The following is a 17,901-nucleotide window of genomic DNA, read 5'->3' on the forward strand; positions in this document are numbered from 1 at the left end:
GCTGTCCCCTTGCGCCGGGATCGCGCGACCGGCCCGGGCTCGTTTCAATGCCGACAAGCTGATTAAATCTTTTTGCAACTAATATAAGAATTAAACTTGACGATTGGTAATTATTTCTATAAAACAATGTATTACATAATTTACAGGATCAAGTTCATGGCAAATTCGGTGGTCGGCGATAATGGAAACAATTTCTTGATTGGTAGCCCGGGTGACGACGTCCTGGACGGCAAGGGCGGCGCTGACATGCTGCGTGGCATCAATGGCAACGATACCCTGATCGGCGGCACCGGCGACGACACCATCGACAGCGGCGTGGGCAGCGATACCGTCGTGTTCAACCGGGGCGACGGCCAGGATACCGTGCGTACATACTTCAACTTGCCCGGCATGCACGACCGGCTCGTGTTCGGTGACGGCATCGCCCCGGCCGACATCTACCTGCAGCGCCTCGGCACCGGCCTGTCCGTTGAAATCCGCGGCAGCATGGACCGCATCCTGGTCGAGCGTTTCTTCGACTTTCCCCAGAGTAACGGCGTGCCGGCGCAACAGGGCGCCATCGAGCAGATCGCGTTCGCCGACGGCATGCAGTGGAGCCGTGAAACCATCCTGACCCGCCTTGCGCTCGACAGCATGCCGCTGACGACCCTGGGCGAGCTGGACGACCGTTTTTACGCAAGTATGAACGTCGACGCCGGCGCCGGCAACGACACGGTGGACGGCCACGCCGCCTATATGGCCGGCGGCGCGGGCGATGATGTCCTGACCAACATCGGCGGCCCGAATGGCGCGGCGCTGCTGGGCGGCTCCGGCAACGACCGGATCCAGGCCGGCCCCAGCGACGATATCCTCGACGGCGGCAGCGGCAACGATAGCCTGGACGGCGGCGCCGGCAACAATACCTATCTGTTCAGTCGCGGCTGGGGTGAGGATCGCCTGCAAGTGGCGACGCCACAGAGCGGGGAGCAGGCCCGCCACAACATCGTGCTGGCCGACGTGCTGCGGGGCGGCGTTGCGCTGGTACGTTCCGCACAAGGCACGGGCGACGATTTGCTGATCACCCTCAGGGGCGGCGGCGACAGCCTGACCGTGGCCGGCTTTTTCTCGAACCGCGGCGCCACCACCATCACCTTTGCCGACGGCACGCTATGGAGTTCCGAACAGATCGAGCAGGCAAGCATACGCTCCATCATGCCCGAGGTGGTCGGCAGCAGCGCGCGGGACACGCTGTATGGCAGCTGGGAGAGCGACATGCTGTCCGGCGGCGACGGCGACGACTCCCTGTATGGCATGGATGGCCACGATGTCCTGATTGGCGGAAATGGCAACGATGTCCTGATCGGCGGCCCCGGCGACGACACCCTGATTCCCGGCCCCGGCTTCGACGAGCTCATCCCGGGGGACGGCAGCAACATGATTTTGTTCGGGCGCGACAATGGCCAGACGGTCATGCTGCCCGGCTTGTCCGTCGATACCCTCAACACGGTATTGATGGCGGCCGATGTGCGTCCGGCCGATGTCAGCGTGTCTTCCTCAAGCCCTTATCTGGTGCTGCTGCGTATTGCCGGCAGCGATGCGACCCTGCAAATGAACCTGTTAGTCCAACCCGTCCCGTCCGGACCGGAGGAGTGGCGCTTGATGGCGCAGTTGCAGTTCGCCGACGGCACCCGCTGGGACAGCGCCAGGCTGATCGAGATGAGCCTGACTCGGACCGGCGACGACGGCAATAACACGCTGGCGGGTTACGCCGAGCGCAACGACCGGATCGACGGCAAGGGTGGCGACGACTGGATCGTCGGCCGGAGCGGCGACGACCTGCTCGCCGGGGGCGACGGCAACGATCGCCTCGACGGCGACGATGGCAACGATACCCTCGACGGTGGCGCGGGCGACGACATGCTGTTCGGCGGCGACGGTAACGATCTTTTGCGCGCCGGCGCGGGCGGCAATGTCATGGCCGGCGGCGCCGGCGAGGATACGTATGTCTTCGCCCTCGGCGATGGGATGGCGCTGCTCGACGAAATGTCCCACAACGGCGGGCAGGGCAATGTGCTGCAGTTCGGCGCCGGCATCACGGCCGCCGACCTGGACTTTGTCGCGGCGGGCAGCGAACAGCACATCTTTTACGGCGCGGCCGGGCTGATCAGGCTGGCCAATTACGGCGTGGGTTTTAACCGCATCGACTTTGCCGACGGCACGTCGACCACCATCGACGCGCTGAACGGACACGCGCCGGTGCTGCAGACCCCGCTGAACGATGCTGATGTCCTCACCGGCAACCCGTTCATCATGGAAATTAAGCCGGGCATCTTTACCGATGCCGATGCGGGTGCGGGTGACGTGCTCACCTACCGGGCCGAGCGCGTGGGCGGCGGCGCTTTGCCGTTCTGGCTGCATTTCGACGCGGCCAACGCCATCTTTGTCGGCATGCCGCTCAGCACCGACGTGGGCAGCTTCGAGGTGATCGTCACCGCCACCGATAGTACGGCGCGCTCGACCACCGACACCTTCCGCGTGACGGTCGGCGCCGCCAACGTGGCCCCGACGGTCGTCTGGTCGGGTAATGTCACGCTCCGGGAAGGGGAGGCTTTTCACCAGCGCTTGCCGGACTTCAAGGATGCCAATCCGGGCCACGTGCTGAACACTGCGCTCTCCAGCGCGGACGGCAGCGCCCTGCCGACATGGATGGGGTTCGATGTCGCCCAGTATGGCTTCTGGGGCAGCGCCGGCTACGACACGGCCGGCACCTACGGCATCCGGGTCACGGCAACCTACCCGGGCGGCCTGCTCGCCGTCAGCACGTTTGACGTGATCGTGAGCGACGTCAACCGCGCCCCCATGCTGGCCAAGACGCTGCCGGACGCGGCCGCGAGCGCCGGCACGGCCTTTGCGCTGGCCATCCCCGCCGGCAGCTTCACCGACCCGGACCAGGGGGATGCGCTGGCGCTGACGGCCACGCTGGCCGGCGGCGCGGCGCTGCCCTCATGGCTCAAGTTCGACGCCGCCAGCGCCACCTTCAGCGGCACGCCCGGCCACGCCGATAGCGGCGTGCTCGACATTGCCGTGAGCGCCACCGACAAGGGCGCCATGGCGGCAAGCGACGTGTTGCGCCTGACGGTGGCCGACGTCAATGTGGCGCCAAGCGTCTCCGCACCGGGCAATGGCGGCAGCGTGGCCGAAGGCAAGGCATTCTCGGTGTCCGCACCGGTTTTCCAGGACGCCAATCCGAACGACGTGCTCAGCATCGTCGTCACGCGCGCCGACGGCAGCGCGCTGCCGGCATGGATGGCGTACAGCCCGGCGAAGCTCACCATCAACGGCACGGCCGGCTACAACGATAGCGGCAGCTATGCGCTCAAGGCGGTCGCGACCGACAAGGGCGGCCTGTCCGCATCGAGCCTGTTCAGCATCAATGTCGCCAATACCAACCGCGCACCGGTGCTGGCAACGCCACTGCCGGCCAAGACGCTGGCCGACGGCGTCGCCTTCAGCTACAGCGTGCCGGCGGGGACCTTTGCCGATCCCGACGCGGGTGACACCGGCAGCTACAGCGCCAGCGCGCTGCCGGCGTGGCTGTCGTTCAATGCGCAAACGCGCACCTTCAGCGGTACCCCGGCGCCTGCCGACGCCGGCAGCAGCAGCGTCATCGTGCGCTACACCGATGCCTGCGGCCTGGCGGCGACGGCGACCCTGGCGCTGACGATCACCCCGGTCCCGAGCGTGACCCTGACCGGTACGGCCGGCGACGACATCCTGACCGGCAAGACCAACAACGATACCTTGTTCGGCCTGGACGGCAACGACCGTCTCGACGGCGGCCATGGTGCCGACACCATGGCCGGCGGCAACGGCAACGATAGCTACGTGGTCGGCCACGCGGGCGACGTGGTGACCGAAGAGGCGGGGGCGGGCACCGACAGCGTGACGACCGGCATCAGCTACGTGCTGCCGGCCAACGTGGAAAACCTGACCCTGACCGGCGCCGCCGTGATCAATGGCACCGGCAATGCGCTGAACAATGCGATCGCGGGCAATGCCGTCGCCAACGTGCTCGACGGTGGCGCGGGCGCCGACACCCTGGCCGGCAACGGCGGCAACGATACGTATTATGCCGACCACGTGGGCGACATGATTACCGAATGGGCCGGCAACGGCTTCGACCAGCTGTTCAGTTCGGTGACCAAGACGCTGGGGCAAAACGTGGAAGTGCTGATCCTGACCGGCACGCAAGCCATCAACGGCACGGGCAACCAGGGTAATAACCTGATCAAGGGCAATGGCGCGGACAATACCCTGAACGGCACCCTGGGCTACGACATCCTGCTGGGCGGCGCAGGCAACGACCGGCTCATCGACACGTCGAAGGAATCGAACCTGTTGCATGCCGGAGCGGGTAACGACAACCTGTCCGGCGGGGGTGCCAGCGAACTGTTTATCGGCGCTACGGGCAACGACAATATCGAGGTCGGGACCGGGGTCGACGTGCTTGCCTTCAACAAGGGCGATGGCCAGGACCGGGTGCTGGCGACCGGCGGCAACGACGACACGCTCTCGCTCGGCCACGGCATCGCGTATGCCGATCTGGCGCTGGAAAAAGTCGGCGCCGCGCTGGTGCTGACGATGGGCGCGAGCGACCAGATCACCTTCGCCAACTGGTACGGTTCCGGCGGCGGCAGCGTGAAGACCTTGCAGGTGGTGAGCGCGGGCGGGGCCGATTACGTGCCCGGTTCGGCCAGCGTGATCAACGACAACAAGGTCGAGCTGTTCGACTTTGCCGGCCTGGTCGGCAAGTTCGACCAGGCGCGCGTCGCCGACCCATCCTTGACCAGCTGGAGCATGGCGGCATCGCTGGCGGCGTTTGCGCGCGGCGGCAGCGATACTGCGGCCATCGGCGGCGACCTCGCTTACCACTACGCGCTCGATGGCGACCTGTCGGCAGTGGGCACCAACGCCGGGCTGGCCATCATCGGCAGCGCGAGCTTTGCCAACGGCGTGCAAACGCTGCTGGCCGGCAGCGCGCTGGCCGACGGTTCGCCGCTGCTGTACTAAGCGGCGCCCTGCGGCAGGGGGAATTGCCTTACACTGGAGCGATGAAAAAACTCCTGTTCTCCCTGTTTGTTTTCCTGTGTGCCACCTTGTGCCAGGCGGCCGACACCCGTTTCACGGTGGTGACGGTCGACCCTGCGCGCCAGGAGCTGCGCCTGTTTCTCAATGACGAGACGGGCCAGCCCTTCAAGAGCTTTGGCCGCCTGCAGGATTGGCTGCTGGAGCGCAAGCAGCGGCTGGTGTTTGCCGTCAACGCCGGCATGTACCATCCGGGTTTCGCACCGGTGGGTTTGCATGTGGAAAATGGCAAGCAACTGGCGCCACTGAACCTGGATGATGGCCAGGGTAATTTCTTCCTCAAGCCGAATGGCGTTTTCTTCGTGAGCAAGAGCGGGCCGCAGGTGCTCGAGTCGACGGCTTACGCGGCGCAGGCGGCCGAGGTGCGGCTGGCAACCCAGTCCGGCCCCATGCTGGTCATCGATGGCAGGATGCATTCGCGCTTCGAGGCCGACTCGCGCTCGCGCCACGTGCGCAATGGCGTCGGCGTGCTCGACGGCAAGGCGATTTTTGTGATCAGCAACGTGCCGGTCACCTTGCACGAATTCGCCGCCTACTTCCGCGATACGCTCCATTGCAAGAACGCACTGTATCTGGACGGCTCGATATCGAGCCTGTTCTCGACCGACCTGGGGCGCGCCGACTTCGGCCCGCCCCTGGGCCCGATCCTGGGCGTGGTGGAGCCGGCCCCGCGCTAAGGCAGGCGCTGGCGCCTGCCCCGGCGCCTGCCTGCGTCAGGCCTGGCGCGCTTTCCTGCGCGCCGCGCCGATCACCAGCAGGCCGGCCGCCAGCATGCCGTATGTTGCCGGTTCAGGTACCGGCGAGGTCGGGGTGCCGGAAAAGTAGGACAACTGGACCGAGGCATCGGCACTGAGCCTGCCCCTGCCGACCGCCCTTCCCGTCTCGAGCACGCCTTGCAGCAGTTGGCTGCGCTGTCCATGCGTGTTGGTCAGGTTCATGGTAAACGCGTCGCGACCCGACACCCCATTGATGTAGGTCGTTAAATCGCCGCTGATGCCGGCGATCGACAGTGCCTTCGTGAGCCCGTCCTGGTCCATGAACGTATCGGCCCGGGCCGAGAACGTTAGCCGGGTCGATGGCGACAAGGTAAAGTTCGAGTACTGGTATGTGTGGGAACTGACTCCAAGGGGATCGGGCAGCGTGTCCGCGTGCGCTTCGGCGTACATGCTGGTGGCTGCGTTGCTCAGGCTGACGCCACCACTGGGGACGGTCCGGCTGATTGCCCCGTAGCTCGCTATATGATCCACGGGACTTGGTTCACCCAAAGCGGAGTAGTAGAAGGCGCCGCCGATCACCTGGTAGGTGAAAGTAATGCTCGGGCTGATATTGTCAGTCAAGTCCAGGTCGGTCAGGACGAACTCGATATTGCTCAGGCTAGCGGTGGCCTTGGCATGACCCGCATGGGCCGGGGCGCAGGCCAGGATGCCGGCTGCAAACAGGCCGGCGACGATCTTCAATGGGTGGAGCATGGTGGACTTTCGATCAGGATGGTGGTTCGCGGTCGTGCCGACCGGACGTGGATGCGCAGTGGCGGCGGTGTTCATGCCGCTTGGCGGGCGACTGCCTGGCGTCGGCGGCGCGCCAGCGCGCCCACTAAACATGTTCCGGCCAACAGCATTGCGTAGCTCGACGGTTCGGGAACGGAGGGGATCGGCGTGATCGGCGCGGAAAGAGAAACGGCGGTCTCCAGGGAGAATTGGCCCTGGCGCGCCTGGGCGTCCGACATCAGCATCCCGTACAGGTTGATGGTGCCTGCCCCGTAGTTGGTATGGTAGGACTTCTCGAACGTACTCGTCCAATCAGCTTCGACCCCCAGCGTGCCTTGCATTTTGATACGACTGTCAGAGTAATCAAACTTCTGCACGAGTTGTTCGGACAGCCTGGCCACACCGGTAAGTATCAGCCGGGTATTGGGGCTGAGGGTGAACGAGGCGGAATAAGCGTTGCTGTTCCCGTACTTGTGCTTGACGCCATCGGCGGGAACGGGGAAGTTGACGCTTGCCGTGGACGACATGGTGCCGCGCGAGAGCGTGCTGCCGGAGGTGCCGAATGCGGTCACGATCGAGGTGGTTCCGGGCGCAGCGAGGCTCTGGTGCTGGCCCGCCCCGTAGGTCTCGCTCGACCAGCGCTCGTCGGCGAAGATGATCGATGGGGAAATGCCGTCGGCCAGGTCGAGGTCGACGAGCTGGTACTGGAAGTGGTCGATGCTGGCGGCCACCGTGCTGCTCGCCGCCTGGGCGGGCGCCCACGCGGCGGCCAGCGCCAGTGCGCAAAGAGAAAATTTGTTCAGGTGCGGGTACATTTGTGCCTTTGGGAGGTTGACTGTCGCGTATGGACAGACTATTGACTAGAATACATGACATTTGGTTAATATGCCATGTAAAGCAATAATCTGTTCAAGATGTCGCCGCCTGCTTCCGCGAGACGCTCCATTGCAAGAACGCACTGTATCTGGACGGCTCGATATCGAGCCTGGTCTCGACCCAACTGGGGTGCGCCGGCTTCGGCCCGCCCCTGGGGCCGATCCTGGGCGTGGTGGAACCGGCCCCGCGCCAAGGCAGGCGCTGGCGCCTGCCTTGGCGCCTGCCTGCATCAGGCCTTGCGCGCTTTCCTGCGCGCCGCGCCGATGACCAGCAGGCCGGCCGCCAGCAAGCCGTACGTTGCCGGTTCAGGTACCGGCGAGGTGGCGCCAGAGTGGACCAAGCTGATCGTGGTGCTGGCGGAAAGTGTTCCTCTGGCGACGCCCGCTCCCGAACTGAGCGCGCCTTCCAATAAGCGGCTGCCCTTTCCCTCCTTGCTATCGAGGGCCGTGTGAAAATCGCTGAATCCATCCACCCCGTTGATAGTCGAATACAAGCTGCCGCTCATACGGGCAGTCGACGATGCCCGATCGATCCCCTTCTGGTCCAGGAAAGCATCGGCTTGTGCCGAGAACATCAGCCTGGTCGAAGGCGACAGGGTGAAGGAGAGGCTTTGCGCCGTGTGGACCTGCACCGAAAGGCTCGACGGGACCGAATTCACATGCGCTTCCACATGCAAGCCGGTGGGCGCACTGGTCGCGCTGGCGCTGCCAGTCGCGTAAGCGCCGCTGATCGTCCCGTAATCCGGCAAGTAGCGCGTGCCACCCTGCTTGCCGGAAAGGAAGGTGAGGTAGCCGTCGAATTGCGTGAAGTTGAACGTGATGCTCGGGGTGATATTGTCAGTCAGGTCCAGGTCGATCAGCTGAAACTGGAAGTTGTTCAGGTTGGCCGATGCATGGCTATAAGCGGCTTGGGCCGGGGCGCACGCCAGCATGCCGGCTGCAAGCAGGCCGGCGACAAGCTTGGATGGAAGGACGGGCATGGAAGTCTTTCGGTGATGGTGGCTGTGTCCGGGCGTGGCGAGCGGGTGGGGAAGCGCAGTGGAGGCGGCGTTCATGCCGCTTGACGGGCAACTGCCCGGCGTTGACGGCGCGCAACGGCGCCTACCAGGAACGTGCCCGCAAGCAGCATGCCGTAGGTAGACGGTTCGGGAACGGGGCTGGTGAGCGGCTCCGCAAGAATCGCGTAGGTGTGCAGCGAGAGATGGCCCTGTCCCGCCCGTTCATCGGTACGCAATTGCCCGTACAGGTTCATGCTGGTCGAGCCTGCCTGGGTGCGGTACTCGGACCTGAATTGCTGGGTGTATCCCCCCGGCTCGCCCCACATATACCCGTCCATGCCGATAAAACTGGATGCCTGGCGGAAATAGCCTGCGCGCTCCTGCGAGACCGTGCCGACGCCGGTAAAAATCAACAGGGTATGCGGGCTGAGCGTGAACGCGGCGGTGCGAAAGTTTTCATTTTTGAAAGACTGGTAGCTGTTATCAAGCGGCACGGAATGATCGAGGCTGGCCGCGGACACCATTGTGGTGTCGGACAGCGTGCCGCGGGCCGACCCGAATACGTTCTCCAACAAGGTGGTTCCGGCTTCGTCGAGGGTCTGGCGTTGCCCCGCTCCCTGGGTGTCGTTCGACCAGGCCTGCTCGGTAAAGGTGAGGGATGGCGTAATACCATCGGACAAGTTCAAGTCGATGAGCTCGTAGCGGAAATGCGCGATCGCGGCTGTCGCTGTACTGGTCGCTGCATGGGCGGGCGCCCACGCGGCCGCCAGCAAAGTCAGTGCGCAGAGAGAAAATCTGGGAAAGTGCGCGTGCATATATGCCTTATGGAAAGTTGACCGTCGCCTATCGACAGATCGTTGACTAGAATACATTTCATTTAGTCAATATGCCATATAAAGCAACAGGATTGTTCCGGATGTCACTTCACTGCCTACCGGAACGACCGCAGGCGCACCTCGACACCGCATCCCTTCCCATGCAGGCCAGAGATGATCCGCACGCTTCCGCCCGCGCGCGCGGCGGCTTGCCTGACGATCGCCAGGCCCAGGCCAGAGCCGGGGGTATCGTGCCCGCGTCCCCGGTAAAAGCGCTCGAAGATGTGCTCGCGCTGGTCTTCCGGAATGCCGGGGCCGTCGTCGGCGAACGACAATATCAAGGCCGTCTCGTCGCTACGCAGGCGGACCAGCACGCAGCCGCCCAGCGGCACGTAGCGCAGGCTGTTGTCGAGCAAATTCGTGACGATCGATTGAAAAGCGGCCACTTCCACAGGCCAGCGCAATGTGTCGGGTGCATCGAGCGACAGGTCCATGCGGCGCGCCAGTACCCCGGGCACCTGTTGCGCCAATAGCTGGCGCACGATGTCGGCGACGTCGACGGTCGCGAATGTGGCGGGCTCCATTTCATCGAGCGTTGCAAGCTCAAGCAGCTGGCGGGTCAGGTGCGAGGCGCGCGCAATGGCCAGGTTGAGATGCTCTTGCGCCTGCTGGCGCTGGGCCGGATCGGCGGCCCGCGCAATGACATGGGCTTGTGTCGATATCACCGCCATCGGGGTTCGCAATTCGTGCGCCGCATCCTGAATGAACGCGCGTTCGCGCTGCGCCTTGCTGCGCAACTTGGCAAGCAGATCCTCGAAGGCCGCCACCAGCGGCCGCAATTCGCTATATTTCGGATCCATCCCGATCGGTGACAGGTCGTCATGCTGGCGCGCCGCGATGCGTTCGGCCAGCAGCCGCAATGGCCGCAATCCCTGGTGCACGGCGAGCCACAAGGGCAGCACCACGCAGGGCAGGGAAATGAGCAGATAGGGAATCAGTCCGCGTCCCAGCCCGCCCAGGGTGTCCGAGCGTTCCGGCTTGGGTTCGGCGATGCGCAACGACCAATCGGGCGCGTCGCGCTGGTATATCCAGTAAGCGCCGTGGCCGGCCTGGCGCGCCAACCTTGCCGGAGGACGACTGCCCGCTGCGCTCGACGAATACACCAGGTGGCCCGCGCGGTCGCGTAGCTCGAACACTAGATCGTCAGGCAATTTGTTCGCATCGTGACGCACTTGATTGAGCCAGATCGCCGTGGTGGCGACGGCCGTTTGTACCTGCTCCGGGCGCTCGAGCCGGATGAGCGCCGCATACAAGGCCGCACCGATTTTTTGCATGCCTGAATTCTGGTCCGATTCGTGTTTGAACTGGATGTATTCATACCCGAGCAGCATGCCCCACACCAAAAGGAAGGCCATGCCGAGCGCGGCCATGACGCGCCGCACCAGTGTCGGCCGCCGCCATGGCCTCATGGCACCAGCACGTAGCCGATGCCGCGCGCGGTGTGAATGCGTTCGGCCCCGATCTTGCGGCGCAAATTCGACATATGGACTTCGATCGTGGCGAAATCGACCGGTTCACCGAGCGGATCGAGTCGTTGCGAGAGGGTGCCCTTGGCGACCACCGCACCGGGTTCGCGTGCCAGTTCCAGCAAGAGCTGGAATTCACGCGGCGACAGCTTGAGCGTGTCATCGCCCAGCCGCGCCAGATGACGGCGCGGCTCGATCGTCAAGGCGCCGATCACCCATTGCTCGCTGGCCTGGCGCGCATAGCGCCGCAGTACCGCGCGGATGCGCGACATCAGTTCCTCGGTCGCGAACGGCTTCACGAGAAAATCGTCGGCGCCGCCGTCCAGGCCAGTGAGCCGGTCCTGGAGTGCGGAGCGTGCCGTCATCACGATTACCGGCACCGTGCTGGCGCCGCGCCGCCAGCGCGCCAGCAAGTCGAAACCGCAGCCATCGGGCAGCGACAGGTCGAGCAGCACGCAGTCAAATGGCGTGTCGTGAAAACCCTGCGGTGCGTCGCCGGCGCGGCGCAGCCATTCGCTGCTGATGCCTTCGGCCTTGAGGGCGCCTTGCAAGGCGCGCCCGAAATCGAGGTCATCTTCAATGAGTAGTAGGTGCATCGCCCGATTATACCGAGCCGATTCTTAAGGCCAGCCAAAGGCCGCGGCGTCGGTCTTTGGCAAACCCGAAGCTTGGCGTTTGCATAATGCCGATGCTGCTCCCGCCCGGCAATCGGCAGGCCAGCAATTGTGATCATCCACCGGAGGCCTCATGCCAAACGCAATCCCATCTATCCGATTCCTGACTCTCGGCGCCGCGCTGGCCGTTCTATTGACCGGCTGCGGCGGTTCGCCAGCCAGCCAGGGCCCGGCCGATACAGCGGCCGGGCGCGGCGCGCTGCTGCGCAATTCGCCGACGCGCCTGTTGTCGCTCGACGCGGCCGGCGTCGGCACGCAATTGAACAAATTCGGCACCCAGTTGCTGGTGGTCGCCGGCGCGCCCAAGTGCGGTATCAACTTTCATCATGTCGAGTACAACACGGTCGGCGCGGCGGGCGAACCGACGACGGCATCCGCCGCACTGCTGGTCCCGACCGGCGCCATTCCGGCCTGTGGCGGCAAGCGCCCGGTCCTGTTGTACGGGCATGGCAGTTCGTTCCAGCGCAAGCTGAACATGGCCGACATCAGCGATGTCACGAACGAAGGAGCGGGCAGGGTCGGCACGCCGGCCGCCATGTATGCCGCCCAGGGCTATATTGTCGTCGCGCCCAATTATGCCGGTTACGACACCTCGCGTTTGAACTACCATCCGCACCATATCGCCGATCAGCAATCGAAAGACATGATCGACGCGCTCGCTGCCGCGCGCACCGCGCTTGCGGGGCTGGCGCATCCGGCCGGCGAGAACGGCAAGCTGTTTATCACTGGATATTCGGAAGGCGGCTATGTCGCGATGGCCACCCACCGCGCCATGCAGGCGGCAGGCATCAAGGTGACGGCGTCGGCGCCGCAAAGCGGCAGTTATGCGGAGAGCCTGGACTACGAGGCCCTGGGCAGCAGCGGCGCGTTTGACGACCCGCGCGCTTTTTCGCTGTCGACCCAGCTCCAGCTCGTGATGCAGATAACGGCGTGGCAGAAAGCGTATGGCAATCTGTATGCGACACCATCGGAAGTCTATTCCGGCAGCTACGCCGGTGCGATGGAAACCCTGTTGCCGACCACCACGCCATTGACTACGCTGATGGCCGAGGGAAAATTCCCGATGTATTTCCTGAGCCAGGACATGGCCAATTACGCCGCACTGAGCGCCACTCAACAGGCCTACTTCGGCACGCCCGCGCACAGCCTGATGAATGCAGGCTACCTGGGCCGCTTGCTGGCCGATATCGCCGCCCATCCCTGCCCGGTGAGCTCGCCCGAGGCGCCGCTGGCCTGCGCGCCGGCCCATCCGATGCGCGCCGCATGGTTGAAAAACGACTTGCGCACCTGGGTGCCAAGTGCCCCGATGTTGCTGTGCGGCGGCAATGGCGATCCCGAAGTCGGTTTCGCTCATGCGCGCCTGACGCAGGCCTATTTTCTAGCCCACGGCGGCGCGGCGCAGCTGCTCGACGTCGATTCGCCTGTCACGCAGAACGATCCGTATGCGCGCTCGAAAACCATCTTCGCGACAATCAGGCAAGCGGTGATCGATAGCGGCGACGACCCCACGACGGTCGACAATTATCATGGATTCATGGCGAACGTCGCGTGCGAAGTTGCTGCGCGTGATTTCTTCAGCCGGTTTTAAACAGCGCCTGTCTGCGCAGGCCAGGCCTCAACGGCGGCGGGCGCGCCACATGGCCGCGAAACGGCGCAGGATGCGGGTCGGGCGCATGCTGTGGCGGCCGCCCCGTCCGCGCCGCCGGAACGCCTTGACCGCCCTGCGCAGGCGGCCGCGCAACGCGAGCGCCGTGCGGCTGGTGCGCTGGTAAGCCAGGGTGCCCTTGAGCTTGCCTACCCACTTGTCCTTGAACGCCATGAACACGGCATGCCAGCGGGCGAACCACGCCAGGGTCAGCAGGCTGGGCAGGGTCAGCGAGTACAGGCGCGTGACCGCCGCCGCGCCGCCGATCTTGGCCAGCAGGATCACCATCACGCCCGTCACAGGATGCCCGTTGGCAATTGCGATCAGGGCCAGCAGCTTGACCGGAAACAGCAGCACAGCGGGCAGGGCGAACGCGCCCAGCGCCCAATAGGGCGGCAGCGCCCGGATGCGCGCATCGAACTCGCGCACCGGCGGCCAGCGCGCAATCACGGCGCCGACGCGGGTGCCGATATCCCACAGCCATTCTTCCAGCAGCAGGATCAGCGCCGCCAGGTACACCAGCGGGGCGAGCAGTCGATAGCGGCGTCGCTTGGCTTGTGTCATGGTCCTCCCTTTGGTTTCATGATACGTGAAAACCCCGGCGCCGCTTAAATCGGGTATCGCCCGGACAGGAAGCGCGCGCGCCATTACAATGAGACGCATGAATAAAGCATTTGTCAAAGAAGCCGATAACGACGACGAGGAAGCCATCGCGCTGGCGCAAGCCATTCCCGCGGGCGCCAAGAATTACATCACGCCGGCCGGCTACCAGCGCATCAAGGATGAGCTGCTGCAACTGATCGATGTCGAGCGGCCCGAGGTGGTCAAGGTGGTGCACTGGGCGGCCTCGAACGGCGACCGTTCCGAAAACGGCGACTATATCTACGGCAAGCGGCGCCTGCGCCAGATCGACGGGCGCATCCGCTTCCTGACCAAGCGCATGGATTCGGCCGCCGTGGTCGATCCCAGCGTCCAGCATGGCAACGACCAGATTTTCTTCGGCGCCACCGTCACCTATGCCAACAGCGCGGGCGAGGAACACACCGTCACCATCGTCGGCATCGACGAGCTGGACCCGCTGAACGGCAAGATCAGCTGGGTCTCGCCGGTGGCGCGCGCCCTGACCAAGGCCAGGGAAGGCGATCTGATCACCTTGCAGACGCCACTCGGCCCGGATGAGCTGGAAGTGCTCAGCGTGCACTATCCGGCCCCGGCCGCGGATTGATTTTCCATTTTAGCGAGTTAGCGATGTCGATTTCCCATGCCACTTTCAACCACGCCTTGCGCATACCGCTGGCGGCCGAAGTCCATTCGCGCCCGTCGCTGCGCCTGAACGGCCCCGAAACGCTGACCCACCTGGCGGTCTACGCGCGCGACGAGGGTGATGCCGATGCGCATCAGCTGGCGTGCCAGAACCAGTTGCTGGCCGGGCTGTGCCGCTATTTCGGGGTGGCGCCGCCGCACCCGGAAGCGCGCTATTTTTTCCACGATTTCGGCAATTTTCGCCTGCAATGGGAGTCGCATACCGAGTTTTCCACCTACACTTTCGCCGAACAGCGCGCCCAGCCTGTCGCGGCCGAGCACGCGTTCGAGCAGGTGCCGCTGCGCCATGTTCCCGATGAGTGGCTGCTGAGCCTGGAAGGCAAGGTGATGGCCGCCACCCACGTGACCTTGCAGCAGGTGAGCGCGTCGCTGACCGAGATGCGCCACGTGTTTGGCGGCAATCTGCTGGTTGGCTGCGACAGCCAGAATTTTGCCAAGGTCTGGACCGATTTCGCGATCGCGCCCGATGGTTTCGGCAGGGTCGTGATCCAGGACCTGGGCATGCAGTACCAGCAGGCCGGGCGCCTGGTGCAGCGGGTGCTGGAAATCGAAACCTACCGCATGATGGCGCTGCTGGGCTTGCCGCAAGCGCAGCTGGCCGCGCCCGTGCTCAACGGCATCGAGGCCGACCTGGCGCGCCTCTCGGCCGGCATGACCGATGCGAGCGATGCGATTCCCGATACGCCGGATGCGCCCGACGGCGAGCAAGTCTTGCTGCAAAAAATCACGGTGCTGGCCGCGCGCATGGAAAAGCTGGCGCTGGAAAACAGTTACCGTTTCGCCGCTTCAAAAGCCTATTACCGGCTGGTGCAGGCGCGCATCGAGGAGTTGCGCGAAGCGCGCATTCCGGGCGTGCCGACCATCCGCGAATTCATGGACCGGCGCCTGGCCCCGGCCATGAACACGTGCGAGTCGACCGTGCGGCGCCAGGAAGCGCTGGCCGAGCGCATCGGCCGCACCAATGACTTGCTGCGCACGCGCGTGGGCATCGTGCAGGAACAGCAAAACCGGCGCATCCTGGAGTCGCTCAACGCGCGCGCGGCCCAGCAGCTGCGCTTGCAGCAGGCGGTCGAGGGGCTGTCGGTGGTGGCCATTTCCTACTATTCGATCGGGCTGATCGCGTATGCGGGCAAGGCCATGAAGGCGGCTGGCGTGCCGATCAATCCGGACATGGTGACCGGCGCCGCCATGCCGGTGATGCTCGCCATTGTCTGGCTGGGGTTGCGCCGCATGCATCACCATGTGAGCCGCCAGGCTATTCGGTCTTGAGTGTGGCGCGGCCCGGCTGCTGGTCGACTGGCTTGCCTGGGGCGAAGATCCAGGACGTGGTGGAAAAGGCCAGGTCCGACCAGCTCATGCCGTTGTCGCGCGACTCGCTGCGCAGCACGGCGCTGACCGTGCAGACGGGCGGCCTGATGTGGCGCGGGTCGCTGCCGCCGCAGCCCTCCGGTACGACCGGATATTCCAGCGCAAGCACGTTGTTGCGCCGGGTCACTGCGGCAGGCGGTTCGGTTTGCTCGCCCCAGGTCAGGTCCTGGCCCTTGAGCGACTCGTTGATTTGGCGCGGCAACTCGCCCGGATACCAGATCTTGTCCGGATACGTCAATTGGGTGAAGCGCTTGCGGTCCCGGTCGAGCATGGTGATGCCGATGTAGGGAACGCCATTCGCAAGGCCGGCGGTCCCGCAGACCTCGTCGAGCTTGGGACGCGGCACATCCGCCAGGAACCTGAGCCTGGACAGTTCGGGTTCCACGTCGATGGCGGCCCGGCCGGGCGCGGCGACATAGGCAATCGAGACCAGCTGCACGAAAACCGACCTTTCGCCGCCCCATTCGCGCTTGAGTTCTTCGTCACTCGGCTGCTTGCCGGAGAGAATGAATTCGGAGTGATCGGGCAGGCGGCAACGCATCGTCAGCGGCTTGCCCTGCGCCAGCACATTGCGCCGGTCGCGGCGTTTGTCTTCGGCGGGCGCAAAGCGTGGCCTGGCGGCGTCCGGCTGGTCCAGCGCCGGTTTGCCGATGGTGAACAATCTGGACGCGCTGGTGAGAACTGGCGCGCTCCATGTATCCCCCTGGTCGCTCGATTGCATTTGCAGCACGTGCGACAGTGGCGCGCGGTGAACATCGGCATCGGCGTAGTGGCCCCGGTAGCGGCGCGTGAACGCTTCTTCAAGCACCCATGTGCCGCCGAGCTCCACCATGCGGCTGTAGCCGCTATAGTTCAGGGCCTCGCGCGGGGATTGGCGATTGGCCTGTGTTTCCACCTCTTCATTGTCTGGGCGATGCGCTTGCACGGAGGCGACCTGGCCCCTGGCGATGCTCCGGTACTGCCCATCGTCGGAGGCGGGGGCATGGACGCTGTTGCCCCTGGCATAAAACCGGGCGCACATTGCTGCTGGCGTAGCCGAGTCGTCGGGCTTGTCCAGCGATGTCTCGCCCAGCTCGACCGGTGCGCCGCCGCCGGGTGCAAGGTAGCGTGTGTCGTATCGGGAATCGCAGTCCCCACTCACGCCGGCCGGCGCCTTGCAGTGTGCCTCCATCACAATGCGGCCGCCCTGGGGCAGCACGCATTCCAGGCTGTCGCGGGCAAAGCCGGACCGGGCATGCAGGCCCAGCACCAGCACGGTCACAAAGGCGATGTTCATTCGGTGCATTTGGTCTGGCATGGCTGCTCGTCGCGGTTGCGGTAATTGCGCAGGCTGCGCGCGGAAGGGTGGGCGATGCCGGTTTGCCGCGCGAGCGCGATGCCGGTGTCGAAAAAGTAGGGCGCGGTTTCGATGCTGGCCGGCTGCCAGGTGTCGCCCCGGTCGCTTGAGGTCATGCGCAGCACGGCGCTTACTGGGCATTGCTGGGCGTCGGGTTCGGCGCAGGCGGGAGCGTCGGCCGCGTACAAGGGCAGCTCCTGCACCAGCTTGCCCTGGTGGATGGCCAGGGCGCTGTTTTTCCCCATCACGCGCAAGCCGCGCTGCGTTAACAGTGCATCGATACGGCGCTGTTCCTGTTTGTCGAGATTGTCCTTGCCGGTGCGCGCAGGCACCCAGAAGCGTTTTTCTCCCGGCATGCGCAGGGACAGGCCGGTACCCGGCTGGCCCAGGTGGTGGCCCAGGCGGGAGCACAGGACTTCCAGGTTCGGCCGTTGCTGCAAATTCAGGTATGCCAGGCTGGCGCCCGTGTATGCCAGATTGCCGGTGCCGCGCGCGCGGTAGTACACCTTGAAATCTTGCTGGTCAGCGCGGTTGGCGCGACGGCGCGTGAGCTCATTCGGAAACGCCCAGTCATGTTGTGCCTGCAGGATGAAAGCGCTGCCGTCGGCCAGTTCGCATTCGACGGTTTCGGTGAGCTCGACGGCGCAGGCCTTGCCCATGAAGGCGGCGGCAAGGCAGAAGGAGAGCGTGTGCAGAAAACGGCGATGTCGCATGGAGTTGCTTCCGGAAA

Annotated in this window: 14 protein-coding genes; 5 read left to right on the forward strand and 9 right to left on the reverse strand. The window is 64.7% G+C overall.

Annotated features, from left to right (window positions below; translation table 11 throughout):
- The first annotated feature begins 156 nt into the window (after positions 1–156).
- Positions 157–5,049 carry a putative Ig domain-containing protein gene (locus F2P44_RS19870; protein WP_167088786.1) on the forward strand — a complete coding sequence of 1,631 codons (4,893 nt, stop codon included), beginning with the start codon at positions 157–159 and terminating at the stop codon, positions 5,047–5,049.
- A gap of 41 nt (positions 5,050–5,090) precedes the next feature.
- The gene (locus F2P44_RS19875; RefSeq protein ID WP_167088787.1) at positions 5,091–5,801 is read left to right on the forward strand and encodes a phosphodiester glycosidase family protein; all 711 of its coding nucleotides are present in this window, start codon (positions 5,091–5,093) and stop codon (positions 5,799–5,801) included.
- 36 nt (positions 5,802–5,837) lie between these two features.
- Here F2P44_RS19875 and F2P44_RS35135 read toward each other — a convergent pair whose 3' ends face one another.
- The 6 genes from F2P44_RS35135 to F2P44_RS19905 form a co-directional block, all read right to left on the reverse strand.
- The gene (locus F2P44_RS35135; protein ID WP_223165070.1) at positions 5,838–6,593 is read right to left on the reverse strand and encodes a PEP-CTERM sorting domain-containing protein; all 756 of its coding nucleotides are present in this window, start codon (positions 6,591–6,593) and stop codon (positions 5,838–5,840) included.
- A gap of 71 nt (positions 6,594–6,664) precedes the next feature.
- Complete coding sequence (locus F2P44_RS35140) at positions 6,665–7,426, reverse strand: PEP-CTERM sorting domain-containing protein (protein ID WP_223165071.1); 762 nt, start codon at positions 7,424–7,426, stop codon at positions 6,665–6,667.
- A 290-nt stretch (positions 7,427–7,716) separates the two neighbouring features.
- Complete coding sequence (locus tag F2P44_RS19890; RefSeq protein WP_167088788.1) at positions 7,717–8,466, reverse strand: PEP-CTERM sorting domain-containing protein; 750 nt, start codon at positions 8,464–8,466, stop codon at positions 7,717–7,719.
- 71 nt (positions 8,467–8,537) lie between these two features.
- Entirely contained in the window at positions 8,538–9,299 is a 762-nt protein-coding gene (locus tag F2P44_RS35650; protein WP_229423639.1) for a PEP-CTERM sorting domain-containing protein, read from the reverse strand.
- Between the two features lie 116 nt (positions 9,300–9,415).
- A complete protein-coding gene (locus tag F2P44_RS19900; RefSeq protein ID WP_167088790.1) occupies positions 9,416–10,768 on the reverse strand; it encodes an ATP-binding protein in 1,353 nt (450 codons plus the stop codon).
- Complete coding sequence (locus F2P44_RS19905) at positions 10,765–11,421, reverse strand: response regulator (RefSeq protein ID WP_167088791.1); 657 nt, start codon at positions 11,419–11,421, stop codon at positions 10,765–10,767. Before F2P44_RS19905 ends, F2P44_RS19900 begins: the two co-directional genes overlap by 4 nt.
- Positions 11,422–11,572: 151 nt before the next feature.
- Between F2P44_RS19905 and F2P44_RS19910 the strand changes: the two genes are divergently transcribed.
- Complete coding sequence (locus tag F2P44_RS19910) at positions 11,573–13,087, forward strand: alpha/beta hydrolase family protein (RefSeq protein WP_167088792.1); 1,515 nt, start codon at positions 11,573–11,575, stop codon at positions 13,085–13,087.
- A gap of 27 nt (positions 13,088–13,114) precedes the next feature.
- Here F2P44_RS19910 and F2P44_RS19915 read toward each other — a convergent pair whose 3' ends face one another.
- Entirely contained in the window at positions 13,115–13,708 is a 594-nt protein-coding gene (locus F2P44_RS19915; RefSeq protein WP_167088793.1) for a hypothetical protein, read from the reverse strand.
- A 97-nt stretch (positions 13,709–13,805) separates the two neighbouring features.
- On the opposite strand from F2P44_RS19915, the gene greB reads away from it, so the two are divergent.
- Complete coding sequence (greB, locus tag F2P44_RS19920) at positions 13,806–14,369, forward strand: transcription elongation factor GreB (RefSeq protein WP_167088794.1); 564 nt, start codon at positions 13,806–13,808, stop codon at positions 14,367–14,369.
- Positions 14,370–14,392: 23 nt separating this feature from the next.
- Positions 14,393–15,736, forward strand: coding sequence for a DUF3422 family protein (locus F2P44_RS19925; RefSeq protein ID WP_167088795.1), 1,344 nt, complete (start codon positions 14,393–14,395; stop codon positions 15,734–15,736).
- Here the strand turns inward: F2P44_RS19925 and F2P44_RS19930 are convergent.
- Complete coding sequence (locus F2P44_RS19930) at positions 15,723–17,111, reverse strand: hypothetical protein (RefSeq protein WP_167088796.1); 1,389 nt, start codon at positions 17,109–17,111, stop codon at positions 15,723–15,725. The genes F2P44_RS19925 and F2P44_RS19930 overlap by 14 nt on opposite strands.
- Complete coding sequence (locus F2P44_RS19935; protein WP_167088797.1) at positions 17,108–17,884, reverse strand: hypothetical protein; 777 nt, start codon at positions 17,882–17,884, stop codon at positions 17,108–17,110. Before F2P44_RS19935 ends, F2P44_RS19930 begins: the two co-directional genes overlap by 4 nt.
- Positions 17,885–17,901 lie beyond the last annotated feature (17 nt).

It is taken from the genome of Massilia frigida, from assembly GCF_011682175.1.
GTDB lineage: Bacteria > Pseudomonadota > Gammaproteobacteria > Burkholderiales > Burkholderiaceae_D > Telluria_A > Telluria_A frigida.